Annotated in this window: 29 protein-coding genes; 10 read left to right on the top strand and 19 right to left on the bottom strand. The window is 70.8% G+C overall.

Annotated features, from left to right (window positions below; all coding sequences use genetic code 11):
- Positions 1 to 55 precede the first annotated feature (55 nt).
- From ACIQOE_RS35570 to ACIQOE_RS35545, 6 genes are all read right to left on the bottom strand, one after another.
- Complete coding sequence (locus tag ACIQOE_RS35570; RefSeq protein WP_401416235.1) at positions 56 to 796, bottom strand: aminotransferase class I/II-fold pyridoxal phosphate-dependent enzyme; 741 nt, start codon at positions 794 to 796, stop codon at positions 56 to 58.
- On the bottom strand, positions 693 to 1,373 hold the full coding sequence (locus ACIQOE_RS35565; RefSeq protein ID WP_401415971.1) for a hypothetical protein: 681 nt from the start codon (positions 1,371 to 1,373) through the stop codon (positions 693 to 695). Before ACIQOE_RS35565 ends, ACIQOE_RS35570 begins: the two co-directional genes overlap by 104 nt.
- Before the next feature lie 87 nt (positions 1,374 to 1,460).
- Entirely contained in the window at positions 1,461 to 1,787 is a 327-nt protein-coding gene (locus ACIQOE_RS35560) for a DUF3099 domain-containing protein (RefSeq protein WP_401416233.1), read from the bottom strand.
- A gap of 145 nt (positions 1,788 to 1,932) precedes the next feature.
- Positions 1,933 to 2,763, bottom strand: a complete 831-nt coding sequence (locus tag ACIQOE_RS35555) for a helix-turn-helix transcriptional regulator (protein WP_401415969.1) — start codon at positions 2,761 to 2,763, stop codon at positions 1,933 to 1,935.
- Positions 2,764 to 2,868: 105 nt separating this feature from the next.
- Positions 2,869 to 3,765 (bottom strand): RNA polymerase sigma-70 factor, encoded by an 897-nt coding sequence (locus ACIQOE_RS35550; RefSeq protein ID WP_351327743.1) that lies wholly within the window; start codon positions 3,763 to 3,765, stop codon positions 2,869 to 2,871.
- Positions 3,766 to 3,931: 166 nt separating this feature from the next.
- Positions 3,932 to 4,135, bottom strand: coding sequence for a hypothetical protein (locus ACIQOE_RS35545; RefSeq protein ID WP_365572848.1), 204 nt, complete (start codon positions 4,133 to 4,135; stop codon positions 3,932 to 3,934).
- Positions 4,136 to 4,505: 370 nt separating this feature from the next.
- On the opposite strand from ACIQOE_RS35545, the gene ACIQOE_RS35540 reads away from it, so the two are divergent.
- Entirely contained in the window at positions 4,506 to 6,119 is a 1,614-nt protein-coding gene (locus ACIQOE_RS35540) for a cytochrome bc complex cytochrome b subunit (RefSeq protein ID WP_401415966.1), read from the top strand.
- 60 nt (positions 6,120 to 6,179) lie between these two features.
- Here ACIQOE_RS35540 and ACIQOE_RS35535 read toward each other — a convergent pair whose 3' ends face one another.
- From ACIQOE_RS35535 to ACIQOE_RS35525, 3 genes are all read right to left on the bottom strand, one after another.
- Entirely contained in the window at positions 6,180 to 6,569 is a 390-nt protein-coding gene (locus tag ACIQOE_RS35535) for a hypothetical protein (RefSeq protein WP_365572854.1), read from the bottom strand.
- Between the two features lie 133 nt (positions 6,570 to 6,702).
- On the bottom strand, positions 6,703 to 7,224 hold the full coding sequence (locus ACIQOE_RS35530; protein WP_401415964.1) for a hypothetical protein: 522 nt from the start codon (positions 7,222 to 7,224) through the stop codon (positions 6,703 to 6,705).
- A gap of 33 nt (positions 7,225 to 7,257) precedes the next feature.
- On the bottom strand, positions 7,258 to 7,713 hold the full coding sequence (locus ACIQOE_RS35525) for a VOC family protein (protein WP_351327751.1): 456 nt from the start codon (positions 7,711 to 7,713) through the stop codon (positions 7,258 to 7,260).
- A 340-nt stretch (positions 7,714 to 8,053) separates the two neighbouring features.
- Between ACIQOE_RS35525 and ACIQOE_RS35520 the strand changes: the two genes are divergently transcribed.
- The 4 genes from ACIQOE_RS35520 to ACIQOE_RS35505 all read left to right on the top strand — a co-directional run bounded on the left by ACIQOE_RS35520 (position 8,054) and on the right by ACIQOE_RS35505 (position 12,302).
- On the top strand, positions 8,054 to 8,842 hold the full coding sequence (locus ACIQOE_RS35520; RefSeq protein WP_399008908.1) for a DUF427 domain-containing protein: 789 nt from the start codon (positions 8,054 to 8,056) through the stop codon (positions 8,840 to 8,842).
- Between the two features lie 215 nt (positions 8,843 to 9,057).
- Positions 9,058 to 10,176: an FAD-dependent oxidoreductase gene (locus ACIQOE_RS35515; RefSeq protein WP_401415961.1), complete on the top strand. Its 1,119-nt coding sequence runs from the start codon at positions 9,058 to 9,060 to the stop codon at positions 10,174 to 10,176.
- 317 nt (positions 10,177 to 10,493) lie between these two features.
- Positions 10,494 to 11,318, top strand: a complete 825-nt coding sequence (locus tag ACIQOE_RS35510; RefSeq protein WP_401415958.1) for an RNA polymerase subunit sigma — start codon at positions 10,494 to 10,496, stop codon at positions 11,316 to 11,318.
- A gap of 249 nt (positions 11,319 to 11,567) precedes the next feature.
- On the top strand, positions 11,568 to 12,302 hold the full coding sequence (locus ACIQOE_RS35505) for an alpha/beta fold hydrolase (protein ID WP_399008904.1): 735 nt from the start codon (positions 11,568 to 11,570) through the stop codon (positions 12,300 to 12,302).
- 83 nt (positions 12,303 to 12,385) lie between these two features.
- Here ACIQOE_RS35505 and ACIQOE_RS35500 read toward each other — a convergent pair whose 3' ends face one another.
- The 4 genes from ACIQOE_RS35500 to ACIQOE_RS35485 form a co-directional block, all read right to left on the bottom strand.
- Positions 12,386 to 12,880: a cupin domain-containing protein gene (locus ACIQOE_RS35500; protein ID WP_351327759.1), complete on the bottom strand. Its 495-nt coding sequence runs from the start codon at positions 12,878 to 12,880 to the stop codon at positions 12,386 to 12,388.
- A gap of 174 nt (positions 12,881 to 13,054) precedes the next feature.
- Positions 13,055 to 14,521, bottom strand: coding sequence for an aldehyde dehydrogenase family protein (locus ACIQOE_RS35495; protein WP_401415954.1), 1,467 nt, complete (start codon positions 14,519 to 14,521; stop codon positions 13,055 to 13,057).
- A 76-nt stretch (positions 14,522 to 14,597) separates the two neighbouring features.
- A complete protein-coding gene (locus ACIQOE_RS35490) occupies positions 14,598 to 15,122 on the bottom strand; it encodes a DUF1877 family protein (RefSeq protein ID WP_401415952.1) in 525 nt (174 codons plus the stop codon).
- Positions 15,123 to 15,356: 234 nt separating this feature from the next.
- Positions 15,357 to 16,322, bottom strand: a complete 966-nt coding sequence (locus tag ACIQOE_RS35485; protein ID WP_401415950.1) for an amidohydrolase family protein — start codon at positions 16,320 to 16,322, stop codon at positions 15,357 to 15,359.
- A 61-nt stretch (positions 16,323 to 16,383) separates the two neighbouring features.
- Between ACIQOE_RS35485 and ACIQOE_RS35480 the strand changes: the two genes are divergently transcribed.
- The 5 genes from ACIQOE_RS35480 to ACIQOE_RS35460 all read left to right on the top strand — a co-directional run bounded on the left by ACIQOE_RS35480 (position 16,384) and on the right by ACIQOE_RS35460 (position 19,197).
- Positions 16,384 to 16,884, top strand: a complete 501-nt coding sequence (locus ACIQOE_RS35480) for a MarR family transcriptional regulator (RefSeq protein ID WP_365555977.1) — start codon at positions 16,384 to 16,386, stop codon at positions 16,882 to 16,884.
- 316 nt (positions 16,885 to 17,200) lie between these two features.
- Positions 17,201 to 17,554 (top strand): hypothetical protein, encoded by a 354-nt coding sequence (locus ACIQOE_RS35475; RefSeq protein WP_365572885.1) that lies wholly within the window; start codon positions 17,201 to 17,203, stop codon positions 17,552 to 17,554.
- A gap of 67 nt (positions 17,555 to 17,621) precedes the next feature.
- A complete protein-coding gene (locus ACIQOE_RS35470) occupies positions 17,622 to 18,254 on the top strand; it encodes a SigE family RNA polymerase sigma factor (RefSeq protein WP_401415946.1) in 633 nt (210 codons plus the stop codon).
- Positions 18,251 to 18,565 (top strand): hypothetical protein, encoded by a 315-nt coding sequence (locus ACIQOE_RS35465; protein WP_365572891.1) that lies wholly within the window; start codon positions 18,251 to 18,253, stop codon positions 18,563 to 18,565. Before ACIQOE_RS35470 ends, ACIQOE_RS35465 begins: the two co-directional genes overlap by 4 nt.
- Positions 18,566 to 18,750: 185 nt before the next feature.
- Positions 18,751 to 19,197 carry a hypothetical protein gene (locus ACIQOE_RS35460; RefSeq protein WP_351327772.1) on the top strand — a complete coding sequence of 149 codons (447 nt, stop codon included), beginning with the start codon at positions 18,751 to 18,753 and terminating at the stop codon, positions 19,195 to 19,197.
- 12 nt (positions 19,198 to 19,209) lie between these two features.
- On the opposite strand, the gene ACIQOE_RS35455 is transcribed toward ACIQOE_RS35460, so the two are convergent.
- The 6 genes from ACIQOE_RS35455 to ACIQOE_RS35430 form a co-directional block, all read right to left on the bottom strand.
- A complete protein-coding gene (locus ACIQOE_RS35455; RefSeq protein ID WP_401415943.1) occupies positions 19,210 to 19,734 on the bottom strand; it encodes an AAA family ATPase in 525 nt (174 codons plus the stop codon).
- Positions 19,735 to 19,744: 10 nt separating this feature from the next.
- Positions 19,745 to 20,377 (bottom strand): hypothetical protein, encoded by a 633-nt coding sequence (locus tag ACIQOE_RS35450; RefSeq protein ID WP_401415941.1) that lies wholly within the window; start codon positions 20,375 to 20,377, stop codon positions 19,745 to 19,747.
- A gap of 263 nt (positions 20,378 to 20,640) precedes the next feature.
- A complete protein-coding gene (locus ACIQOE_RS35445; RefSeq protein ID WP_401415939.1) occupies positions 20,641 to 21,606 on the bottom strand; it encodes a DUF4331 family protein in 966 nt (321 codons plus the stop codon).
- A 198-nt stretch (positions 21,607 to 21,804) separates the two neighbouring features.
- The gene (locus ACIQOE_RS35440; RefSeq protein ID WP_401415936.1) at positions 21,805 to 22,626 is read right to left on the bottom strand and encodes a DUF1684 domain-containing protein; all 822 of its coding nucleotides are present in this window, start codon (positions 22,624 to 22,626) and stop codon (positions 21,805 to 21,807) included.
- Between the two features lie 139 nt (positions 22,627 to 22,765).
- A complete protein-coding gene (locus ACIQOE_RS35435; RefSeq protein WP_401415934.1) occupies positions 22,766 to 23,113 on the bottom strand; it encodes a TetR/AcrR family transcriptional regulator in 348 nt (115 codons plus the stop codon).
- Between the two features lie 98 nt (positions 23,114 to 23,211).
- Entirely contained in the window at positions 23,212 to 23,991 is a 780-nt protein-coding gene (locus ACIQOE_RS35430) for an SDR family NAD(P)-dependent oxidoreductase (RefSeq protein ID WP_365555964.1), read from the bottom strand.
- Positions 23,992 to 24,074: the final 83 nt, after the last annotated feature.

Here is a 24,074-nt window from a genome sequence, read left to right as displayed (position 1 = left end):
ATCCGTGTCACACCTTTTGGTCGTTTCCGATCGATGAGGGAGACGCACACGGACCTCACGGCAGGATGGCGTCGAGGACGTCCCGTACGGTCCGCAGCACCGGCCCGAGGTCGTCCCGGCGCGGGCCCGCCGGCGCGAGCCGGAGCGCTCGGGGACGGTGCGGGCCGACGGCGAAGGCGTCGCGGGTGGACACCAGGACGCCCCGCTCCGCGAGCGCGTCCGCGACCTGGTCGGGACACTGGTGCGGCTCCAGGCCGAGCCACACCACGTAGGAGACGGGGTGGGCGGTGACGTCCAGGCCGGCCAGAGCGGCGCGGGCGATGCCCTGCCGGGCGGCCGCCTCCTCGCGGCGGTCGGCGACGTGACAGGTGCGCTCGGGCGCGAGGGCTTGCAGCGGCGGCGGGGGAGAGGATTCGAGGAAGGCATGGGTACCGTCCTCGACGATCACGCAGTCGTGCGACCGGGCGACGGCGGCCAGCCGCTCGCGCCGGTCCCGGTCGAGCACCCGGCCGAGCGGATTGTGCACGGTCGGGATCGTGTGGAGCGCGCGGACGGGCCGGGCACGGCACAGCCGATCGAGGACGTCGAGGTCCGGACCGCTGGCCGCGGCCGGGACGGGCACCAGGTCGAGGCCGTGTGCCGAGGCGAGGAGCTTGATGCCGGGACAGGTGACCGCGTCGACGGCGACGACGTCACCGACGCGTGACCGCGTGCAGCACGACGTCGAGCGCCTGCTGGATCCCGCTGGTGAGCAGGACGTTGTGCGGCACGGTGTCGATGCCCCGCCCCAGCAGATGGGTGGCCACCACCGCACGGTCGTGGCGATGCCCGCCCGGCGGCTGCCCGCGCAGCAGCGCCTCGACGTCTCCGGCGGTCGCCGGCGCGCGCAGGGCCTGCCGCAACTGGTCGCCCTGCCCCGGGGCGAGCGGCTGGTTGAACGACAGGTCCGCCACCCGGGGCACCGGCAGATCGCGTGACGGCTCCAGCCCGTCGAAGCCGGAGCGCACCCTGACGAACGTGCCCCGCCCCGGCTCTCCCACGACCAGCCCCAGCGCGCCGAGTTCGGCGTAGACACGGGTGGCCGTGGCCAGCGCGATCCGCCGCTCGCGGCCAGTATCGCCGGCGGTCCCGAACGAGCGCTGCGCGAGATCGTCCGACGCGGCCAGGCACTGACCCGGCGCATCAAGGAATTCCCGAAGCCCATGATCGTCGCGGTCAACGGCTTCGCGTACGGCGGTGGTTGCGAGATCACCGAAGCCGCGCCGCTCGCGGTCTGCGTCGCACTGCCTGCGGGCGGTCACCCGCGGCGTCAACCTGCCCGTCGACGAGGGGCCGGCCGTCGAAGCGGCCTCCTTCGCCACCACGGTGCCCACGGACGGCGTCCGAACCGGCCTGCGGCGCTTCCTCGACCGGACGACGCCGACCGGCTGAACCGCTCCGGGCCAGAGCGCCCCCTACGATCAGGGTCGCGTCGGTGCGCCGTCGTGCAGCGGGGAGATCGCCGGGCGGGAGACGGCGGCGGGCTCGACGGCCGGCAGCGATGCGGTGTCACTCCTGCGGCCGGCGTTGGCGACGACGACGGCCGCGCACGGCAGCAGGACGCCGAGCACCAACGCGACGAGGGCGACGTACCGTTCGACGTTCCACAGGGTGGCCGCCAGGATCACCGAGAGCGTGCGCACGGACATGGAGGCGATGTAGCGGCGCTGACGGCCGCGGACGTCCTCGTGAAGTCCCTGTCTCGCCGTGGTGATCCGGAAGACCTGGACACCGCCGTGTTTCGTGATCACGTTCCACCGCCCGTCAGCCCGTGCACTGTGCCGTGCCGGGCGCCCTCGGAAGTCGTCGTACATCCAGTCGTACATCCATGTCGTACATCCATGAAGACCGTTGAGGGCCGGTATCTGTGACAGCGTCCCGTGTCACCCCGCCTCAGCGGAGGCCGGGCGGCTGCAACTCCCGCAGCCGGGTATGGCTCGCGGATCCCGGAGCGGCCGTGTAGACGACGAGCCGCTGGGACCGGTCGGGGTCGAGGAGCGTCTGGCAGTCGAGTTCCAGGAGGCCGACCCGCGGATGCACGAAACGCTCCGAGGCACAGCTCGGCCCCGGCAGAAGGTGCTCCCACCACAGGGCGGCGAACTCGGGGCTCTCCCGAAGCAGCGCGTCGACGAGGTGCGCCGTGGGCGAGTCGCTTCCGTCCTGGGTGTACGCGCCCCGGAGGTCGGCCGCCATCAGGCGGCTCAGCGCGGCGTGGTCGCTCGCGGGACGGACGATTCGGGAGGCCGGATCGGTGAACCAGCGATAGTGCGCGCTGCGCGCCCGGCCCGTGTGGGCGGTCTCGTCGCCGAGCAGCGCGACGGCTGCGCGGGTCTGCACGAGGGTCTCACCGAGTTGGTTCACCACCTGGGCGGGGGTGTCCGCGAGGCGGTCGAGGATGCTCAGCATCCCCGCGCCGACCTGGTCGCCCCGCCGCTCCCGGCGCGGCACGGGGTGCCCGGCGGTGCGGAACAGGTGATCCCGTTCCTCCGGCGACAGGCGCAGGCCGCGGGCCAGCGCCGCGAGCACCTGCTCGGAGGGGCGAGGGCCCCGCGGCTGTTCGAGACGGCCGTAGTAGTCGGCCGACACGTCGCACAGCGCGGCCACCTCCTCCCGGCGCAGTCCGCCGGTGCGTCTGCGGCGTCCGCGGGGCAGACCGACGTCCTCGGGCTGGAGGGCCTCCCGGCGCGTCCGCAGGAACGCGGCCAGCGCCGCACGGTCCGCCATGCCGTCCTCCTCCGTCTCCACCGTCCGCGCGAACACGCTCTTCCACGTCTCCGACCGGGGCCCGCAAGGGGCGCCGCCGACACGGCCGCGCGGACCGTACGGCGGTCAGCCGCTCAGCGACGCCGCGTACGGCAGGAGCTTGTCCGGGTTCATCACCCACATCAGCCGGTCGATGCCGTCCACGGAGACGTCCACGGAGAGCAGGGCCACCGCCTCCCCGTCGGACGACACCAGCACCGCAGGGCGGCCGTTCGCCTCGACCCAGCGGATCTCCTTGTCCGGCCAGAAGCGCGGCGCGAAGGCGGCGAGATACCGCGAGACGTGCGGCCGTCCGACGACCGGGATCCTGGACGCCCCACGGATCCCGCCGCCGTCCGAATAACTGACGACGTCCGCGGTGAGCACGTCCTCCAGCACCTTCAGATCCCCGGTCCGCGCCGCGGACAGCAGCACTTCGAGGAAACGGCGGTGGGCTTCCGGGCTGACCTGCTCCCTGCGTTCGGCGGCCAGATGCCTGCGCCCCCGGCTCACCAGCTGGCGGGCGTTGGCCTCGCTGGTCTCCAGCATGTCGGCGATCCGCGCGTACGGGTAGTCGAACGCCTGCCGCAGCACGTAGGCGGCGCGCTCCACCGGGTTCAGCTTCTCCATCAGCAGCAGGACGGCCATCTCCACGGCCTCGTCCCGCTCGGCACCGAGCTGGGGGTCGTTGCGCGTGTCGACGGGCTCGGGAAGCCACGGCCCGATGTACGACTCCCGCCGTACCCTGGCCGACTGCGCCACGTTGATCGCCAGGCGGGTCGCGGTCGTGGCCAGGAAAGCGGCGGGTTCGATCACCTTCGAACGGTCGGTGTTCTGCCACCGCAGCCAGGTCTCCTGGACCACGTCCTCGGCCTCCGCCGCGCTGCCCAGCACACGGTAGGCGATGCCGAAGAGCCGCGACCGGACCGCGAGGAAGTCCCTCGTCGCTTGATCGAGGGCCTCGGATCCGGCGTCGCCGTGCATGAAACGTCCCCTCTGACCTGGTCACCGCCCATGCTAGCAGCGTGTCCCCAGCACGCTGCTCGAAAGGTGTGACCGCACGGAGGCACGCAGTCATGTCGTGACACACGCTGTTATTCGGCAGCACTCATCGTCGTCCCGGCCGCCTGCTTCCCACCGCGCACCGATGTCAGGGAAGCCGGCCGCGCGGGTCCACCGGGGCTGCGTCGTCCGGGCCGGTGCGGGCCGGGCCGCGCAGCCGCGCCAGACGTTCGCTCGCCGCCCGGATGTCGCCATCGAGCATCTCGATCGCCTCCCCGAGCATCACGGCATGCGCTTCGAGAGCGGCGGCCTCGGCTGCCAGGGAGAGCCTGATGTCGGAGTCCAGGTACATGACGGGCGTCCTTCCTCGTCGGATCGTCTCCGCGGCCGTCGTCGGCCGTCACCCACCATGACCGCGCTGTCGGCGCGCCTGTGACAGACATGCGGCGGCCGGCGCACCGACCGAGACGGGATGCGGGTGCGGGTGCGGGTGCGGCAGGACGGTGTCAGGGCTCCTTGTGCGATGTGTCCCATGCGTGTCACACCCGGCTGCCGTGGTCGGTCAGATGAGGGACAACAGCCAGCGAACCACGCCCGGTCGGTACCACCGCGGACGACTCGCGACGAACCCGTCCAGAGCGTGCGCCACGCGCAGGCGTCGCCGACGCGGCGGCCAGCGGGCGCGAGCGTCGGGTGTGGCGAAGGAAAGGAACGGTGAAGTGATGGGCGACGACAGCGCCCCGGCCGCCGCCGGACAGGCCCGCACCGAGGAGCGGTTCGCCGTGTGGGCCGACAGCCGCCTGGGCTCCCGCGGCGTCGCCCGTCGCCTGCGGCACGCGGTGTTTCCGGACCACTGGTCGCTGATGCTCGGACTGATCGTGCTCAATAGCTTCGTGGTCCTCGTGATCACGGGCGTCTGGCTGAGCCTCTGGTTCCATCCGTCCTCGCAACAGGTGATCTACCACGGGAGTTACGCGCCGCTGCGAGGTCTGCCGGTGTCGGAGGCCTACGCCTCGACCCTGCGCGTCTCCTTCGACGTCCGCGGCGGACTGCTCGTCCGGCAGGCGCACCACTGGGCGGCGCTGATCTTCCTCGCGTCGCTGCTGGTCCACCTGCTGCGGATCTTCTTCACGGGTGCGTTCCGCAGACCGCGGGAGATCGGCTGGGTGGCCGGGTTCCTGCTGCTCGTCCTCGGCATGTTCGCGGGCCTGACCGGCTACGACCTGCCCGGCGACCTGCTGTCGGGCACCGGCCTCCAGGTCGTCAACGGCACGATCCTCTCCCTGCCGGTCGTCGGCACGTACCTGTCGTTCCTCCTCTTCGGCGGCGAGTTCCCCGGAGGCGACCTGATCGCCCGCTTCAACACCCTGCACACCGTGATCCTGCCCGGCGGGATGGCCGCCCTGATCGCCCTGTGCGTAATGCTGACGATCCGTCACAGGCCGGCCCAGTACCCGGGATCCGGCCGCACGGACACCCGGGTGACCGGTCTGCCGCCGCGTGTGACCGCGGCCAAGGCGACCGCCTTCTCCTTCCTGGTCGTCGGCGTGATCGCCCTCCTGGCCGGCATCGCGCAGATCAATCCCGTCTGGCACTACGGCCCCTTCCGGCCCGACCAGGTCTCCAGCGGCTCCCAGCCCGACTGGTACATGGGCGTCGCCGACGGACTGCTGCGGGTGATGCCCGGGTGGGAGGTCGGCCTCTGGGGTCACACCCTGGCGCTGGACGTCCTCCTGCCGCTGCTGGGCGGGGTGTTGATGTTCCTCGCGCTCGGCGCCTACCCGTTCCTGGAGGCGTGGGTCACCGGCGACGACGGCGAGCGGAACCTGCTGGACCGCCCGCGGAACCGTCCCGTGCGCACCGCCCTGGGATCGGCCTGGATCACCGTCTACGTCATGGCACTCGTCGGCGCCGCCAACGACGTGATCGCCACCCACCTGCATCTCTCCGTGAACGCCGTCACCTGGACGGTCCGCATCGGCCTGTTCGCCGCACCGGTCGTCGTCTTCGTCGTCGCCAAACGCTGGGCCCTCGGCCTGCAGCGACGGGACCGCGACGAGGTCCTGCACGGCCGCGAGACCGGCACCGTCGAACGTCTCCCGCACGGCGAGTACGTCGAAGTCCACGAGCCGCTCGACCAGGCCCGCCTCCACACACTGACCGCGCATGTGCAGTACAGCCCCCTGGAGATGCCACCACGGCCCACCGACAGCGCTCCCGCACGCCGCGCACAGCGCCTCCGCGCCGCCCTCAGCCGCGCCCTCTACGGCCCAGGCACCCAGATACCCAAGCCAACCCGCCAGGAGTACGAGAACGCCGGCCACCACCGCACCTGATCGACGGACGCCCAGGGGGAGTTGCGGGGTGGATGGGACGGCGGGGCCACCGTGAGCGGGTCAGGCGTCGGGGTCGACTTCGGGGTGCGTGAACCGTACGGGCTTGCCCAGCGACCGGGCGTAGGCGATTTCCGCCCGGGTGCTGTCTCCGACGTAGTCGCCGACCACCAGCACCTCGTCAGCGAGCCGGATCTTCGCCCGGTGCAGATCGCCGAGTCGAACCTTCAACGCCTCCGCCTCGACAGGATCGGAGCAGAATCCGCCCGGCGACTTCATTTCCCAGACGGGCTTGACGACGATCCTTCCGGCCGTGGTCTCCCGCAGATCGGCGTCGCGCATCTCGGCCATGAAGCGGATGGAGCCGCAGATCACGACGATTCGCGGGAGATTCAACTCCTCCTTCGCGGCGGCGAGTTTCTCCTCAGGGATACTCAGTCGCGGGAGTGACACGGGTTCCTCCTGGTCGAGTGGTCGACGGGGTGCCTGCGGAGATGACAACGAAGGTGTCCACCCCGTGAAGGTGAACGCGAACCGGAACAGCTTGACCTCGTAGCCGGCGGCGAGCGGTCGCCACCCCCGGCTGTCACGCCCTGGGATCCACGTTCCACGCCGCGGGCAGATCGCTGCCGCAGAAGACGCAGACGAAGTCGTCCTCGCGGACGATGTTGTGCTCCTGGCAGTCGGGGCACCGCCGGAACACCACCTCGTGGGTGAAGCCGGAGGGATGCCGTAGGTCCGCCGCGTCCAGAGCACGCGCGACCTCCGGCCAGGAGGTGACGTCCGGGCAGTAGCCGGTGGACTGGTTGCTGACCTCGTTCACGGTCCAACGGTCCCTTGCGCGCGTGAAGCTGATCTCGCCGGCGCTCAGGACCGTGTCGCCGCCGGCACAGGCGACATGCTCGCCGCGCCGCGGTGCCAGCCGGAGCACTCCGTCCAGGCCGACCACGAAGGTGAACGGTTCGGTCAGCTCCGCCGCCGACTGCTCCGCGATCCAGCCGTCGAAGGCGGTCGCCGAACCGATCCGGCGACCGCCCTCGTCAGGCCGGACCGCGGCCTTCAGCTCAGCCGGTCCGACGTACCGATAACTCCGCCCACGCTCCAGCACGTCGGCCAACCTAGAGCACTGCCGACGGACGGCCTACTCTTCCGGAGCCGCCGGGGCGGCCTTGATGCCCTTGGTCAGGCCGGTGGACTGGCCCACCTCGATCAAGTAGCCGTCGGGATCGCGGAGATAGCAGCGCAACTCGGAGGCACGGTCGACGGGCTCCGTGAGGAACCGGGCGCCCTTGGCGACGGCTTGGGCGTAGAACGCGGCCATGTCGGCGACGCGCACGTTGAGAAAGGCGGACACCCGCTCACTGTCCTGCGGCACCTCCAGGGTGACGCCGGGCTTGTCGGGGGTCGGTCCACCGCCGGGATTCATGATGATCCAGCTGTTGGCGATCTGCACGATCGCCGGATTCTCGTCCATCACCACCTCGCCGCCGAACACGTCGGCATAGAACCGCCGCGAGACGGCGACGTCCCGCACGGTGAGGAAGTGTGAGAGGAGAAGGCCGTGTTCAGGCGCCGGGAGCCGGCCGTGAGATGCCATGGTGCGTCGTCCCTTCGTTGCCGGGAGGTGGGGAGCGCGGACGCCGGTGGCGCACCAGGCGCATCGCATGCGATGACCTCGGAGCGTTCGCCTCCGCGCGGGGCACAGACCGCGTACGAGAACACTGACCGCCTGCCAGCGGGCGATGTGACAGTGCGGTTCCGCGGCGGCCGGAGCGCCTGACGCCGTCACAGTTGCGCCGCCCGTCCGGTCAGTGGAGGAGGAGGCCGGCGGTGCCCCGGGCCACGGCCGGTGCGCACACCTGCGTGTCCCTCCCGCGCAGGTGCCCGGCCGCCACCCAGAAGCTCCTTCTCCCGTTCCGACTCCTGCGAGGCACCACATGGCAACCGAAAGCATCCTGCACCCGAGCCTGATCGTCCCGGTCGGTCACGTCGAGCCCGTCCCGCGCCGCGTCCGGGGTGTCATCGGAGGCCGGGTCGTCTTCGACAGCCGCCGCGCGCTCTACGTGTGGGAGTGGCGTGCCTACCCGCAATTCAGCATCCCGGTCGAGGACTTGGTCGACGCGACGCTCGTCGACGACCATCACACCGAGCACCACGGTGCGGGCCACGCCCACCGCCACACCCTGCGGGTCGGCCCCGAAGTCCGCGAGGGCGCGGCATGGGTGTGGGACACCGACGCCCCGAACTCCCTGCACGGCACCGTCCGGTTCGAATGGAACGCGCTGGACACCTGGTTCGAGGAGGACGAGCCGGTCTACGTGCACCCCAGGAGCCCCTACTCCCGCGTGGACGCCCTGCGTTCGTCGAGCAGCGTCCGTGTCGAACTCGACGGAGTCGTGCTCGCGGACGCGCCCAGCTGCGTGAAGCTGTTCGAGACGGGGCTGCCGACGCGCTACTACGTCGAGCGCATGTACGTCGACTGGACCAGGCTGCGCCGGTCAGCCACGGTCAGCCAGTGCCCGTACAAGGGGACGACGAGCGGATACTGGTCCTTCGACGGCACGAGCGGCGCCCACGAGGACATCGCCTGGGGCTACGACTTCCCGACCATCCACGCCAACCGCGTGGCCGGACTCGTCGCCTTCTACAACGAACACGTCGACCTGTACGTGGACGGCATCCTGCTGCCGCGGCCCACCGACCCCTCCCGCGAAGGCCTGCGATAGGCACCCGGCACATCGGCCCGGCGTCGCCCGTCCGTGGTGTGCCGGTCCGGCTGCCCGTGCGCCTGTCTGTGCGCTGTCGGAAGCCGGGAACGGCTGTAGCCGAGGTGTCGGTGGGTGTCGGTGCTTTGTCGGCCCCCTGTCGGCGGGGCCTGTCACGTTGTGCGGAGATCCTGCCGGGCGTTCCTCCGGCAGGCGTGAACAGGTGAGGAAGCACTATGAGCAGTCACGTCACGATCATCGGCGCAGGCCTGGGCGGTCTCACGCTCGCCCGCGTGCTGCATGTCCACGGGATCACCTCCACGGTGTACGAGGGAGAGACGTCCGCGACGGCGCGCACGCAGGGGGGCCTGCTCGACATCCGCGACTACAACGGCCAGCCGGCGCTGGAGACCGCGGGGCTGACCGAGGAGTTCCGCAGGCTCATCCTGGAGGGACGCCAGGCGATGCGGCTCCTGGACCGGGGCGGAAAGGTCCTGCTCGACGTGCCCGACGACGGTACGGGCGGCAACCCGGAAGTGCAGCGCGGCGAACTGCGGCAGATGCTGCTCGACTCGCTCCCGAGCGGCACCGTCCGGTGGGGTCGCAAAGCCGGCAGCATCCGTGCCGTCGGCGAAGGGCGCCACGAGGTGGCCTTCACCGACGGCACCACCGCCACCACGAGCCTGCTGGTCGGCGCGGACGGCGCCTGGTCCCGGGTCCGATCGCTGCTTTCCGAGGCGGTCCCCGAGTACACCGGTTTCTCCTTCGTCGAGACCCACCTGTTCGAAGGTGACACCCGGCATCCGACCAGCGCGGAAATCGTCGGCGGCGGAGCGATGATGGTGCTCGAACCGGGCAAGGGGATCCTGGCTCACCGGGAGCGCGGCGGGAACCTTCACACCTGGGTGATGCTCGCCAGGCCGCAGGACTGGTTCGCCGGTGTCGACTTCACCGATCCCGCCACGGCCACCGCACGGATCGTCCAGGAATTCAGCGGGTGGGCGCCGGAACTCACCGCTCTGGTCACCGACGGCGAGACCCCGCCGGTCCTGCGCCACATCTACACCCTGCCCGTCGAGCACCGATGGGATCGGACGCCCGGGGTGACGCTCCTCGGCGACGCCGCACATCTGACGGCCCCCAACGGCGAAGGCGCCAACCTGGCCATGTACGACGGCGCCGAACTGGGCAAGGCCATCGCCGCGCACCCCGACGACATCGAGACCGCACTCACCGCGTACGAGCAGGCCATGTTCGCGCGCAGTGCCGCGGCCAACGCCCAGGCCCCCGATCTTCACGACATGCTGGGCGCCGACACCCCCCACAACCTGATCAACGCCTTCACCGGAAGCTAGGGCTGTGACCGGGTGGGTTCGCGGTCAAGGCGTGTTCCCTGCGCTCGGCGGCCAGGACGTCGCGGTGACGGGCGTTGGCGTTGAACCGGTGCGCGTACGCTGAACACAACGTCAATCCCATCGTGTTCGACACGGTCCCCGTGACGATCGTCCGACGTGACGCGCAGCCCAAAACACAATGTGCTGGACTCCCTGGCGCGCGCCGTGAAATCCGTGCACACTTTGTGAAGGGGGCAGGCCGCAGGCGCGCCGGGCGCACGACCGGGAGGCCGCCGGAGGAACGCCCAGCTCGACGCTGTGGGTGTGGAGGCGCGCGCATGGATTCCGTCGACGATGTGATGTCGATCGCGGAGATGGTGGAAGAGCGGCGGCATCTGACGGCAGTCGCGCACCGGATGCTCGGCAGCAGAGCCGGGGCCGGCAGCGTGGTCGACGAGGTGTACCGGCGGTGGTACGGCCTGTCCGCGCGTGAGCGGGCGCGGATCGTGCGGCCGCTCTCCTGGCTGGTCACGAGCACCGGCCACATCTGTCTGGCACGGCTCGCCGCCGGACCGTCGAGCCCGCCGGACGGCCCGCCCCCCGGCCGACCGGGCGAGGCCACTAACGTCCGGTACCGGGTCCTCGGCACGACACCGGACGCGCACTCCGCCATCGTCGGAAAGCCGGAGCCGGAGCCGGAGCCGGAGCCGGAGCCGGAGCCGGAGCGGGAGTGGGACTGGGAACGCGGTGGGCCCGGCGACCGCGCACGTCACAGCCTGCGGGCCCGACGCGCACGGCCCACGGCCCCGCAGGAGCACGACGCGGTGAGCGGCGCACTGCGGGACGCCTGCGTGACACAGGCCCCCGAGGCCTTGGCGGCGCTGCTCGCGCCGGACGTGAGCGTCTCCTTCGACGGAGGAGGCAAGGTACGGACCCGGGTCCGCAGCGTCCACGGCAGCCGACAGGTCGCCCGCAGCCTGCTGACCCTCCTGGCGCCGCAGCCCCGGACCACCCTGAACACCGGCTCCGTGAACGGTCGTACCGGCCTCGTCGCCCACTACGACCGTGAGATAGCCGCGGTCCTCACCCTGGACGTCGCCGCTCCCTACGTCGTCCAGGTCTGGGTCACCTTGAATCCGGACAAGCTCCGCTCCTGGACCTGACGGCACGGCTGTCACAATTCCGCGGTCCACCCGGTCTTCATGGCAGTGCTCGGCTCGGTCAACTGGCCTCCTGGGAGGCAGAGTTCCCCGCCGGGGCCATCCATTCACCGAGCCGTACCACCGTGTGACATCGTCCCGCCCGCTGAGAAGAGCACGGCCCGAGCGCACGCCCCGGCGAGCACCGGCCGCCCACCCCACCACTTCGCGCCCCAGCACGCCCACGCCCGTCGCCGACGAAAGGCACCATCCATGCCCGCCATCCTGATCCACGGCGTACCTGACACCCACCACGTGTGGGACGACGTCCGCCGCAACCTCTCCCGGACCGACGTGGAAGCCTGGGACCTCCCCGGCTTTGCCGCGCCGCGGCCGGACGGGTTCGCGTCCACCAAGGAGGAGTACGTCGTCTGGCTCATCGACCGGTTGGAGCGGATCGGTGAGCCGGTCGACCTGGTCGGTCACGACTGGGGCTGCATCTTCACTGCCCGTGTCGCGTCCTTGCGTCCCGATCTCGTCCGCACCTGGGCCGGCGGCAACGGCCCGATCAGCGCGGAGTACGCCTGGCACCCGCTCGCGCGGACATGGCAGGACCAGGCAGCCGGAGACCGCTTCATGGAACTGCTCGAAGCGGACTCCTTCGCCGCGGACCTGGTGCGCGGTTTCGACGTTCCCGCCCGAGCCGCCGAGGAGATGGCCGGCCGCGTCGACGACGTCATGAAGGACAGCGTGCTCAGGCTGTACCGGTCCGCGCTGACGATGGGCAAGGAGTGGGAACCGGGCCTGGCCGACGTCGCTGCTCCGTGTCTCGTGTTCTGGGGCGCACGCGACCCCGCCTGCCAGCTGGAGTTCGGCGAGCGGCTCGGCGCGTCCCTGCGCGCGACCCGGGTCGCCCGGCTCGACTGCAACCACTGGACGGTGCTCGAACGGCCGGCGGAGGTCGCCTCGCTCCTGGAAGCGCACTGGGCGGCCCACCCCGACGACTGAGCCGGTGCGCGCACCGCGGGGACAGCGAGAGGCGCCGGCCGATGACTCGGCCGGCGCCTCACCGTCGAGGCGGCTCCTCGCGGCTACTCCACGAAGTAGGAGTCGTGCTTGTCGAAGAACGCGGCACGCTCCTCCTCCGAGGCGTCCGCCAGCTGCGAGACCTGTTCGAAGTACTCCTCGCGCGGTGCGCCCGGCGTGAACAGCAGGAGCATGTCCGCCGGGGCGTCGGAGTCGTTGCGGAAGGCGTGCAGGCCGCCCTGCGGCACGTGCAGGAAGTCGCCCTTGCGCGCGTCGACCCACCGCACACCGTCGAACACCCGCACGGTGCCCTCCAGGATGTAGAACGACTCGGAGATGCGCCGGTGGAAGTGTGTCTTGGGGCCGCCGGCCCGCGGCCTCATCTCCACCCGGTACAGCCCGAACTCACCTCGGGTGACGTCCGTGGTCGCCAGGTAGTGGAGGGCGTCCTTCCCGGTGCCGCTCTCCCCGATGTCCGGCGGGGTGCTCGCGGGGCGGAAAACGGCGCTGACCTCTCCGTCCTCGCCCCAGTACTTCTGTTCCGGATAGGGATACGACATGGCTCGGGTCCTTTCCTGCGACGTGCGCGGGTGACGCGACGGCGGGTCCACCGATGAGCGGCCCTCTTCCATCAGACCGCTCAGCACCAGCCGATGTGACATCCGACGCCGCACGGGGCCGGGCGTGGCGGACCGCGGACTCCGGGCCGGGGGCCGCACAGGACCGTGGCAGGGTCAGCGGGTGATCGCCTTGGTCTCCAGGAACTCCTCGATACCGGCGTGACCCATCTCCCTGCCGTTCCCGGACTGCTTGTAACCGCCGAACGGTGCCTGGAAGTTGTGCTCTCCGCCATTGACGTCGACCTGGCCCACGCGCAGCCGCCGCGCGATCGCCATGGCATGGTCCTCGGCCCCGGTGACCGCGGCGTTCAGGCCGTAGACGGTGCCGTTGGCGATCTCGACGGCGTGATCGTCGTCGCCGTACGGGATCACGGTCAGCACCGGTCCGAAGATCTCCTCCTGCGCGATGACGGAGTTGGGGTCGACGTCCGAGAAGATCGTCGGCCTGACGTAGGCGCCGGTCTCGAACCCTTCCGGCCTGCCGGGCCCTCCGACTACGAGGGTGGCTCCGTCGGCGACACCACGCCGGATGTAGCCGTCGACACGCGCACGCTGGGCTTCCGACGCGAGCGGCCCGATCCGGGTCGTCTCGTCGCCGGGCGCGCCGAGCGGGTACTGCTCGGCCGCGGCACGAAGCTTCTCGACCACGGTCTGCTGCAGGTGCTCGGGTACGAGCATGCGGGAGTAGGCACCGCACGCCTGGCCCGCGTTGGACCAGGCGTAGGCCAGTCCGCGCTGGACCGCGAAGTCGAGGTCGGCCTCGGGCAGCACGATGTGCGCGGCTTTGCCGCCAAGCTCCAGCGCCACCCGCTTGACCGTCCCGGAGGCCGCGGCGGCGACGCTCCTGCCCGCCCTGGTGGACCCGGTGAACGAGATCATGTCGATCTTCGGATGCCGCGCGAGGGCGTCTCCGACCACGGGGCCGGTGCCCTGCACCACGTTGAACACGCCGGCCGGCAGACCGGCCTCGGCGGCGATCTCCGCGAACATCCGGGCGCCGGCGGGGGCCGACTCCGAGGGCTTGAGTACGACCGTGTTGCCACCCAGCAGGGCCGGGACCACCTTGGTCACCAACTGCTGGAGCGGGAAGTTCCACGGTGTGACGGCGCCTACGACACCGATCGGCTCTCGCAGGACGAGGGAGTTCCCCACCTCCTCCGACCACGTGTACGTCTCGGCCGCGGCGGCCGCGGCCAGCGTGGAGGCGACCGGAAACCCGACCTGCGCCTGCCGCGAGAAGCTGATGGGAGCACCCATCTCCAGGGTGATCGCGGCCGCGAGATCCTCGGAACGCTCCTGCATGCCGAGCGCGATGTTCCGCATGATCGCGATGCGGTCCTCCGGGGACGTCGACGACCAGGCGGGAAAGGCGGTGAGCGCGGCCGCCACGGCATCGTCCAGTTCCTCGGCCGTGGCCTCATGGACGAACCCGCTCACGCACCCGTCGGCCGGATTGACGATCTCGATGCGCGGTCCGCGGCCTATCACGGCACGGCCGTCGATCCAGTGGGACGGAACGGGGGGAAGATCTTCACGATGACTGTTCATGCGGCCAACGAAACAGCGGGCGGCGCACGACATCCATGCTCTCCCAGACCCATGATCCGCGTCACGTCCGCCCGGTCCCTGACACGAGCCGAGGGCCGGACGGTTCGGCTCAGTCCCACCAGAGCACAACGAGAAGGCGCCGTTGGGAGGCGGTGCGGTAGAACTCGCGCAGCGCGGTGAAGTGCTCCAGCAGGTAGGCCGTCACGCCACCGGCGATCTTGTCCGCGCCGTTTCCTATCAGGGAGGCGGCCGTTGCCTGGTCTGCCGGCAGGGCGGCCAGGAGTGCTGGAAAGTCGATCTGATCGAGCAGTTCGGCAGCCAGGGCGACTTGAGCCGGAGACAGAGCCGTGGGCGCCGGCCCGAAGGGGCCGATGGCATGCCGAGGGGTGTTGAGGAAGGCGACGTCGATGACGGTGTCGCCGTCGAGGGCCTGTTGAAGAGCGTGGCGGCGGACGTCGTCGAGCCCTCCCAGCTCGCAGACCCGTTCGAGCAGCACGGGCGCCCAATCCAGGTCGAGGACGTCCGCCGACGGTGGATCCCAGAACGGATCACCCTCCGCCGACGCATCGGCCGACTGCCGGCAGGCGGCTAGGTACCCGACGGGGATCCGAGCGAGTTGCTGAGTGACGGCCATGACGGCAGTATCCCGACGTAGTCCACCGGTTTTCCTACGGGGCGTTGCACCGTGGAGTTGGGTCGTCCACTGAATGAACGTCGGGCGTGGCCAGGCTGTTCGGCCAACTGCAGGCAGTTCTTTTGTCGGGCAAAGGTACGTAGCTGTCTCGTCATCCCGGACGGCCCGACCGCAGCCGCTACCGGTGAAGACTCGGCGACCACTCAAGCAGATCGATCACGAAGGCACACTGGATTACTGGTCGTTGTCGGACAGGCGCGGGAACAGGGTCTGGGCGTTGCCGTGGTTGATGGCGGTGCGCTGGTCGTCGTCGAGGGGGTAGGCGTCGAGTTGCCGGGTGAAGTAGGCGGACATCTCGGGACTGGCGTAGGGGAAGTCGCTGCCGAAGGTGATGTGGGTGGGGTCGGCGAAGGTGAGAAGGGTGGGCAGGGTGTCGGGGTTCGCGCTCAGGGCCGTGTCGAAGTAGAAGCGGCGGAGTTCGGCGAGGATCGTCTCGTGGTCCATGACGGGCTGGACGCCGCCGACCTGCTGGTGGGCCTGGAGGGCCAGGGCGATGCGGTGGGCGGCGTAGGGGAGGAAGCCGCCGCCGTGGGACAGGATGAACCGGATGCCCGGGTGGCGGGCGGTGGTGCCGGACAGGACGAGGTTCATCGCGGCGCGGGTGGTGTCGAGCAGGAAGTCCGCGGCGTACGGCGGCAGGCCGGGGACGAGTGGTCCGGGCAGCTCGGAGGGGTGGACGAAGACGGTCGTGCCGCGGCGGCCGAGCTCGGCCATGAGCGGTTCGAAGGCCGGGTCGCCGAGGTAGACACCGCGGTGGTTGGCGAGCAGGACGATGCCGTCGGCGCCGAGTTCGTCCAAGGCGCGGGCGGCCTCGTTGAGCGCGCCGTCCACGTCGGGCAGCGTGAGGGTGGCGAAGAAGCCGTAGCGGTCGGGGTGGTCCTTGGCGATCTCGGCGGCGTAGTCGTTGACCTTGCGGGCCCAGGTGGTGGCCTCGGCGTCGTCACCGAGGTGGGTGCCGGGAGTGGAGACCGACATGATCGCGGTCCGGATGCCCTGGCTGTCCATGAACGCCAGTTCGGTGTCCACGTCCCAGCGCGGGACGGGCATGCCGCCGGCGGTCTCCCCGTGGGAGAGCAGCCAGTCGCGGTACTGCGGCGGAACGATGTGATGGTGGGTGTCGATGCGCGCGGGAGTGGTCACGGTTACTCACCTCTCAGTAACTTAGCAAGCTAATTATTAGCTTCGCTGCTACGGTAGGCCCATGACCTCGCCCAGGCAAAACGGACACCCCGCCGAGGGGCGGACCGGCGACGCGCTGCCGCAGGCCGACGACGCGCAGTTCCAGGAGTTCACCCGGGCCGTACAGGATCTCCTGACCGCCGTCCGCCGCAGCCGCGGCCGGCTCGCCGGTCAGACGCGGCCCACCTTGTCGCTGTCCCAGGTCCAGCTGCTGGAGTCACTCGCCGATCACGGCCCGCTCGGCGTCAGCGAGACCGCCGAGTACGCGGGCGTCACCACGCCCACCGCCACCCGCATGCTCAAGCAGCTCGAACGCGACGGCATCGTCACCCGCACCCGCACACCCGGCGACGAACGCCGGGTCGAGATCGCGCTCACCGAATCCGGCGCCACCCTGCTCGCCGACCACCGCAGCCGACTGCGGGAACGCCAGCTCCGTGCCTTCCGTGAACTCACGCCCGACCAGCGGGCCGTGGTCACCGAGCTGACCCGTCGGCTTAGTGACCTCGTCGACGAGATGTGACATCCCCGGGCGTCATCGAGCAGCCGGAGACACGCACGAACCGCGGCGCCCGGTGGGGTCTCCGTGTCCTCGACGCATGCGTCGGCCACCGTGTGACCAGGTTTGCCGAGGCGTCGCAGGGCCTCACCGGCGTCCCTCCGAGGACGTCGCACCGGCCGGGTTCACGAAGGCTGAAGAATTTTTCGCGGAACGCGACAACCTCGGACGGGGCCGCACGTCTGGTGGGTTGAAAGGCGGTTCCCGGGACGGCATGTACGGCCCCGGGGAGCCGCCCGACACGTCAGCGTCGTCTCTGAACTCTTTGGAGTCCTTTCCTATGCGGCACTCCCGCCCCAAGAAGTCGAACCGTTCCCTGCGCACCTGGGTGCTCGGGCCGGCTGCCGGTCTCGCCCTGGTGGTCGGCGGCGGCATCGCCGCCCAGGCCGCCACCGGCGGCCACGCCCACCCGACCCAGTCGGCACCGTCCGACCCGAAGCCCGTTCCCTCCACCCCGGGCACGCACGGCTCCGGCCACGGCGACCCGACCCCGGTCCCGGGTGACGAGAACGGCAAGCCCTACCCGAAGCCGGTCCCCTCCACCCCGGGCACGCACGGCTCCGGCCACGGTGACCCGGTTCCGGTTCCGGGCGACGCGAACGGCAAGCCCTACCCGGGGACCACCGGCCGCTGAGCCGCCTGACCATGAGCGGGGCCGGACCGGAGCCGGCCCCGCCGTACCCCTGATCTGAACGAGGACGATGCAGCTCACCCTTGCCCCGCCCTGGTGGGCCCGGCTCTTGCGCCGCGCCCGGACCACCACCTCCACTCCGGCGTCGGGCGCGCCGCACACCGGCCGGCGATTCCGGAACCTGTATTCGGTCGCTGACCGGGACGGCGGGCAGGATGCCCCCACACTCGCCGACCTGTACCGGACCCGGCGGCTCGACATGGTCAGGCTGGCGACGTTCCTGGTGGACGACCTGCACTCCGCCGAGGACGTCGTCCAGGACGCCTTCGCCGCCGTCTGCCGCCGGCACGGCGAACGGCTCGACGACCTCCAGGACGCGCACGCCTACCTGCACACCGCGGTGGTCAACGCCGCCCGCTCGATGCTGCGTCGGCGGCGCACCGCACGCGCGTACACCCCGCCCCACCAGGGCCCGGGTGCGCCGGTCGACGAACTGCTGCTGCTCGCCGAGGAGCACCGGCAGGTATTCGACGCGCTCGCCCAACTCACCGCCCGCCAGCGCGAGGTGCTGGTCCTGCGCTACTGGTCCGACCTGACCGAGGCGCAGATCGCCGACACCCTCGGCATCTCACGTGGCACAGTCAAGTCGACCGCGAGCCGTGCGCTCGCCACTCTGGAAAAGCTTTTGGAGGTGGACCGATGAGTCATCAGGCACCGCTCGAGGAGCGGCTGCGCGCCGCACTCCAAGCGCGCGGGCAGCTCATCAGCGCCCACGACCTGTCACCGGGCCGCCCGCCCACCGGTAGTACCTGGGGCACGCGGCGCATGCGGAGGGTGTTGTCCGTCGCCGTCGCCGCCACGGCGGCGGCCGCGGCCGCCATCGTCATCGTGCTGTTCGCCGCCACTCCGGACCGCTCCCACCCGGCACCGCCCGCACGGCCTTCGAGCCCAACCGTCGCCCCCACGACCACCGTTCCGCAGCCGGAGCCCTCGGCCGTCGCGTCCGTGCCGTAGACGACGGTCGTCACCGGGTCCGACGGCCTGACGCGTCTGCCGGCGGGTCCTGCCGGGCCCGGGTGCCGAGGGGCTGCTGAGCTGAAGTGCCGTCAGGCACTTCGGGTCAGTGCGGCTCGTCCCGGTGCTGGGCAGGGGAAACGATCTCGTGGTCTCATACTGCGGTGGATGGTGTCATCGCGGCCTTGATCGCCATTGTGGGAACGCTGTTGGGCTCCGCCGTCACGCATGTCTTCCAGCGCAGCGCGTCCGCGCGCGACCAGCTGTTCGTGAGTCAGCAGCAGCTCCGCGCCGACCGGATGGCCGTCTACAGCGACTTCGCCGGAGCGCTGACGGAGTTCCGGCGCGGGCAACAGGACCGCTGGCATCGCAGGGACGAGGATCCGTACGGGCCCGCCTACGCCGAAGCTCGCACGGACGCTCACCGGCTCCGCGGGGTCGCCCTGCACGCGCTGTTCAGGGTCCAGCTCATAGCGAGCGCGCGGCCGCTGATCGACACCGCGCAGGAGGCTTACACGCTGACGTCGAACCTGCACAAGGCGGCCGACAAGACGGAGCTGAGTGCCCTCGGCGCGCGGGCGCGGGAGGTCCTGGAGCAGTTCGTCAGGCTGGGGTCGTCGGACGTGCAGTGATGCGACGGGGGATCAGTTCTTGACGGCCTCCGCGATACGCAAGGCGGCCTGGGCCGGTGTGAGGTGCGTGGTGTCGACGACCTCGGCCTCGGCGTGCAGCCAGGTGCGGGACGCCTCGGCGTAGGGCTCCAGGTGTCGGAGACGGAACGGCGAGTCGGGGCCGAGCACGGTGTCCCCGGCGATGCGCGCGCGGAGGGTGTCCTGGTCGGCGTGGAGCACGAAGTGCCGTACCGGGATGGCGTGCTGGGCCAGACCCGAGCTGATCTCGCGCCAGTACTGTTCGACCAGGACCGTCATGGGGATCACCAGGGTGCCGCCGGTGTAGTCGAGGACGTGACGGGCGGTCTCGACCACGAGGACGCGCCACGGCGGCCAGTGCTGGAAGTTGTCGGTCGCCGGTAGTCGCGGCGTGATGTCCATGAGCGTCTCGCCGACCTTCTCGGCGTCGAACACCCGTGATTGCGGCAGCAGTTGCTGTACGAGCGTGCTGGTCGTCGACTTGCCCGCGCCGTGGGTGCCGTTGAGCCATACGATCATGGATCTGACGCTACTGGACTCGGCTGGGCGACGCGCGGTTCGGCAGAAGTGTGTTGTCCCGCCGGTCGGGGTCGACGGCAACGGCGGTGTCGAGGTCCGGCGCCCCACCGGTATGGCTGTCGAGGGCGGGCAGGGTCAGCCGGTCGGGGTCCAGGGGCGGGTACCAGAGCAGCAGGGGCTTGGCGCGTTGCGCGTCGGGGTTGTCGAAACAGCACACGGCGATGGTGTGGTCCGGGAAGTGGTCGGCGTAGAAGCGCAGAAGGTCCGGGGCGAGGTCGGGGCGCCGGTGCGGCGGTACCTGTCGCAGCGCGGCCGGGATCGCGGTGGGGTCGGCGGCCAGGAGCACCGTGTAGACGTCATGGTCGAAGACCTGGACGGTCGGGGTTTCCGCGCTCATCCAGGCGATGCCCTCAACGTCCGCGGCGCTGGACTCGACGGCGGTGACCATACGGCGCAGGACGTCGCCGGTGCGTCCGGCGGACAGGAAGTGCCGAGGGGTGAGCTGCCTGGTGGGCAGATGCAGCAGCATGGCGTTCGGGCCGTCCGCCAGGTTGGCGGCGGAGTTCTGGTAGCCCAGGACGTGGATGAGGCCGTGCTCGGGGTGGTGCTGCCGTCCGCAGTACACGATCGTGCCGGAGAACACGGCTTCACCTGTTGAGATGCACACAGCGGCACGGTAACGCCTTCGTGCCGTACGCACCGACTGCGAGGGCGCATCGGAGGCTGGGAGAGGAGCAGGCGCTGTGCTCCCACAACGGTGCGCTCCGGCATGGTGAGGCTACTTCGGTCGGGACCGGGTCTGGAGGATGACGGCACCAGGGACCGACAGCGCCTCGGGGTGCGAGGCACGGCGGGCGTGACACGGGACGCCGCCGTGCTCGCCGATCGATGAACGCTGTGGGACGGTCAGGCGGGTGGGGCCGGATGGGGCGTGCCGAGGTAGGGGAACTCGGGCAGGAGGTCGGTGTGCGGGGGGATGCCGGCGTGGGGGATCCGGCCGCGCGAGACCATGTCGATCCGTGCCGTCTCGACGTCGTCGGTGAGGGTGCGGCCGTTGGGGTAGCGGGCCGGGCGGCCGCGGTCGTAGCGCAGGACGTCCGGGAGGATCGTCCGCAGCGTCGCCTCGGCTTCCTCGGCGCTGTACTGGCCGGTGTGTGCGAGGACCGCGCTCCACGGTTGGAGATAGGTGTCCCAGTCCCGTGCCGGTTCCCCTTCGTTGTACGCGTCCTTGGCGTCCTCCTGGTTGAAGTACGCGGTGACGGAAGGGTGGGCGCCGCGGTCGACGGACTTGAGCAGGCCGTCGTGGTGCACGCTCACCCGGCCCCAGACGCCGATGACCGGATCGGGGCTCAGTTCGGCGGAGGGCATGTCCAGGACGATGCCGAACACGTTCTTGTCCGCTCCCCAGTCCTTGCCCGTCCACGTGAAGTCGTTGCCGATGCCTTCGAGGTCGGCGAAGAACGGGTCGCTGCGCAGCCCGACGGAGACGCGGTAGGGACCGGCGGTGACGATCTCGGGTCGCTGCCCGAAGGAGACCGGCCCGTCGCTGACGATGGCTCGGCCGCCCGCCGCGTGGGCCCGCGCCTGTACGCCGTCGGCCCGGTGCAGCGTGAACGTCTGGCGGCCGTTCTCGGGCCGGCCGAAGACGAAGCTGAAGGCCACGTCCGCCTGGTGGTCGCCGTCGGTGTCCACGTTGATGCGGTACACCGCGTCGGGGTGGTAGGCGTCCCCCATGGTCGGGGCGACGGGATTCGCGTTCATGATCAAGGTGGTGCGGTCGTCGTCCGTCGTGAACGCGAACAGGTCGGTCATGTCGAGTCGGCCGTCGTTCATGGGCGGCCGGAGGTCGGGCCCGCTGAGGTGGTGGGACATGTTCCTCAGCGTCCGGCCGACGCGACCCGGGCGCGTTCCGACACGACCGTGCGCCACGGAAATTCACTCACCACGTGGTGTCGTACAGGCCGGACGCGTGTCGTCCGGGGCGCACCTGACGGGAGGCGACCGCGGGGAACGTGGTGGCGTACCCCCGAGGTCGGCCCCGTCAAGGACGACGAGGGTGAGCCGGTCTCGTCAGGGTCGTCCGCCGCGCTCCAGCGGGATCCTCTCGCCCGTCTCGATCGCGACCGGCAGCCGGTTCTCGGCCGGCGGCAGCGGGCAGGTGGCCAGGTCGGTGTAGGCGCAGGGCAGGTTGGTGGCGCGGTTGAAGTCGATGGTCACCGTGCCCTCGGCGTCGGGGGCGGAGATCTGCAGGGAGCGGTTCGCGGCGTACGTGGTCACGCCGGAGGTCTTGTCGGTGAAGAGGACCATCAGGGCTCCGGGCGTGTGACCGTTGAACGCGGTGAGCCGGTGCACGGCGCCGTCCAGTTCGAACTCGACCTGGCCGGGGGAGTCGTACACGTGCTCCAGGCCCTCGACGGCGGCGCCCACGGTCACCGGGCGCGGGGTGTCGTAGGGCTGGAAGCGGCCGGAGAGCACCCAGCGCGGGTCGGGCTCGTAGGCGGGCGTGCCGGTGAACGCCGTCCGCAGTGCGTTGCCGGGGTGGCGGGGACGCACGATGTCGTGGCCGCCGCGCTTGGCGACCTCGATCACCGCGTCTCCCCAGCCGACGTACACGCTGGCGCGTTCGGCGAGGACACCGAAGTCGTGGCGGCCCCGTACGGCCTGCCCGTCGACGGCCACCTCCTCGTCGCCGTCCAGTTCCACGACCACTCCTTCGGCGGTGCTCGACCAGGCGCCGGGTGCGTCCTCGAACCGGGTGGGCACGTCGCTGAGCCAGTGGAGGCCGGTGATCGCCAGGAAACCGTGCGGCCCGGCCAGCCCCGCCTCCCTCTGCCGGTGCCACTCCGTCCACTCCTGCACGAAGCCCACCCGCTCGACGTCCTGCACGCTCATGTCGGTCTCCCCTCGGTGCGTGTCCTGTCCTGCGCACAACGGAGGTGTCCGCGCACATCATCCCGTCGGGGGGATGTTTCACATTCCTGTCATGCGGGCTCACCGTCCCCGACGGCGCGGGAGGGCGAGCACGGCCGGGTCAGGCAGGCGTGCCCGTCCGCGTATCGGCGGGTCGACGAGCGCCACGGCGCCGTCGTAGAGCAGGGCGAGCCGCTCGCCGAAGTTGGTCGCGGGGATCGGCACCGGCCGAGGGCGCGCCGGGCAGCAGTCCGTCCTGGAGTTCGCGCAGGTAGGCGAGGACGAGGTCGTACTTGCCTCCGAAGTGCGTGTACAGGGTGCGCTTGGACACCTGGCCCGCGGAGGTCAGCTGATCCATGCCGGTCGCGTTGACGCCCTGGGCGGTGAACAGCTCCGTGGCCGCCTTGAGGATCCGCTCCCGTGCACCGCGTCCACGCCGTCTGCGCCTGGGGGAGGGATCGTCGCTCACGCCTCTACGAGTCCAACGAGGGCAACCGCGCGCCCGACTCCCCGGCGGCGACCCGTCCCTCTTCATCGACGGGACCCGCTCCGTTCCCGGCGGCCCTGTCAGTTGCGGCCGGCCATGACACCGCCGTCGACGTCCCAGACCGCACCGGTCACCCAGTCCGTCTGGTCGGAGAGCAGGAACAGCACGGTGGCGGCGATGTCGTCGGGGGTGCCGGTACGGCCCAGCGGGTGGAAGGAGTTGAAGCCGTCCAGCGTGGCATCCATCTCGGCCCTGGGGATGAACTCCTCGTAGATGGGCGTGCGTACGACGGCCGGGGCGACGGCGTTGACACGGATGCCGTACGGCGCCAGCTCCATGCCCAGGTGCTGGGTGAGGGAGTGCAGCCCCGCCTTGGCCATGGAGTACGCCGAGGACGGCGTCGCGGCGACGGCCTGGTGGGCCCACATGGACCCCACGTTGACGATGGAGCCCTTGACGCCGTGTTCGACCATGCCGGCGGCGACGGTCTGGGTGACGAGGAAGAAAGCCCGGTTGATGGCCTGGTAGCGGTCGTAGTCCTCGGGCGTGTGCTCCAGGAACGGCTTGGGCGCGAAGACACCGGCCGCGTTGACCAGGAGAGCGGCGTCGGCGTGGTCGCGCGCCAACTCGGTCCGCAGGCGCTCCACGGCCGCGGGGTCGTTCAGGTCGGCGCCGAGACCTCGCGCGTGCGGGCCGCCCAGATCGGCCACGGCCTTCGCGGCACTGGCGTCCGACCGGCCGGTGACGACGACACTGCCACCGGCGTCCAGGACGCGCCGGGCGACGGACAGGCCGATGCCGCTGGTGCCGCCGATGACGACGGCCTTCTTGCCGGTGAGGTCGATGGTGGTGCGGGACATGCCGTGCTCCTGATGAAAAGTGGTGAGTGGGGGCTAGGCGTCCTTGGTGATTTCCCGGCAGGTCATTACCGATATGCGCCCGC

Origin of the sequence: Streptomyces sp. NPDC091282 (genome assembly GCF_044757385.1) — a bacterium.
Lineage (GTDB): Bacteria > Actinomycetota > Actinomycetes > Streptomycetales > Streptomycetaceae > Streptomyces > Streptomyces gramineus.
This window is presented reverse-complemented; position numbering and strand designations above follow the sequence as displayed.

What these genes read in the sequence shown, in the direction of transcription:
- ACIQOE_RS35555 (WP_401415969.1), bottom strand. Translation starts at nt 2,763, where the DNA reads ATGGCGGACCGTGCGGCGCTGGCCGCGTTCCTGCGGACGCGCCGGGAG.
- ACIQOE_RS35550 (WP_351327743.1), bottom strand. Translation starts at nt 3,765, where the DNA reads ATGCACGGCGACGCCGGATCCGAGGCCCTCGATCAAGCGACGAGGGAC.
- ACIQOE_RS35545 (WP_365572848.1), bottom strand. Translation starts at nt 4,135, where the DNA reads ATGTACCTGGACTCCGACATCAGGCTCTCCCTGGCAGCCGAGGCCGCC.
- ACIQOE_RS35540 (WP_401415966.1), top strand. Translation starts at nt 4,506, where the DNA reads ATGGGCGACGACAGCGCCCCGGCCGCCGCCGGACAGGCCCGCACCGAG.
- ACIQOE_RS35525 (WP_351327751.1), bottom strand. Translation starts at nt 7,713, where the DNA reads ATGGCATCTCACGGCCGGCTCCCGGCGCCTGAACACGGCCTTCTCCTC.
- ACIQOE_RS35520 (WP_399008908.1), top strand. Translation starts at nt 8,054, where the DNA reads ATGGCAACCGAAAGCATCCTGCACCCGAGCCTGATCGTCCCGGTCGGT.
- ACIQOE_RS35515 (WP_401415961.1), top strand. Translation starts at nt 9,058, where the DNA reads ATGAGCAGTCACGTCACGATCATCGGCGCAGGCCTGGGCGGTCTCACG.
- ACIQOE_RS35510 (WP_401415958.1), top strand. Translation starts at nt 10,494, where the DNA reads ATGGATTCCGTCGACGATGTGATGTCGATCGCGGAGATGGTGGAAGAG.
- ACIQOE_RS35505 (WP_399008904.1), top strand. Translation starts at nt 11,568, where the DNA reads ATGCCCGCCATCCTGATCCACGGCGTACCTGACACCCACCACGTGTGG.
- ACIQOE_RS35500 (WP_351327759.1), bottom strand. Translation starts at nt 12,880, where the DNA reads ATGTCGTATCCCTATCCGGAACAGAAGTACTGGGGCGAGGACGGAGAG.
- ACIQOE_RS35495 (WP_401415954.1), bottom strand. Translation starts at nt 14,521, where the DNA reads ATGTCGTGCGCCGCCCGCTGTTTCGTTGGCCGCATGAACAGTCATCGT.
- ACIQOE_RS35490 (WP_401415952.1), bottom strand. Translation starts at nt 15,122, where the DNA reads ATGGCCGTCACTCAGCAACTCGCTCGGATCCCCGTCGGGTACCTAGCC.
- ACIQOE_RS35480 (WP_365555977.1), top strand. Translation starts at nt 16,384, where the DNA reads ATGACCTCGCCCAGGCAAAACGGACACCCCGCCGAGGGGCGGACCGGC.
- ACIQOE_RS35475 (WP_365572885.1), top strand. Translation starts at nt 17,201, where the DNA reads ATGCGGCACTCCCGCCCCAAGAAGTCGAACCGTTCCCTGCGCACCTGG.
- ACIQOE_RS35470 (WP_401415946.1), top strand. Translation starts at nt 17,622, where the DNA reads ATGCAGCTCACCCTTGCCCCGCCCTGGTGGGCCCGGCTCTTGCGCCGC.
- ACIQOE_RS35465 (WP_365572891.1), top strand. Translation starts at nt 18,251, where the DNA reads ATGAGTCATCAGGCACCGCTCGAGGAGCGGCTGCGCGCCGCACTCCAA.
- ACIQOE_RS35455 (WP_401415943.1), bottom strand. Translation starts at nt 19,734, where the DNA reads ATGATCGTATGGCTCAACGGCACCCACGGCGCGGGCAAGTCGACGACC.
- ACIQOE_RS35445 (WP_401415939.1), bottom strand. Translation starts at nt 21,606, where the DNA reads ATGTCCCACCACCTCAGCGGGCCCGACCTCCGGCCGCCCATGAACGAC.
- ACIQOE_RS35440 (WP_401415936.1), bottom strand. Translation starts at nt 22,626, where the DNA reads ATGAGCGTGCAGGACGTCGAGCGGGTGGGCTTCGTGCAGGAGTGGACG.
- ACIQOE_RS35430 (WP_365555964.1), bottom strand. Translation starts at nt 23,991, where the DNA reads ATGTCCCGCACCACCATCGACCTCACCGGCAAGAAGGCCGTCGTCATC.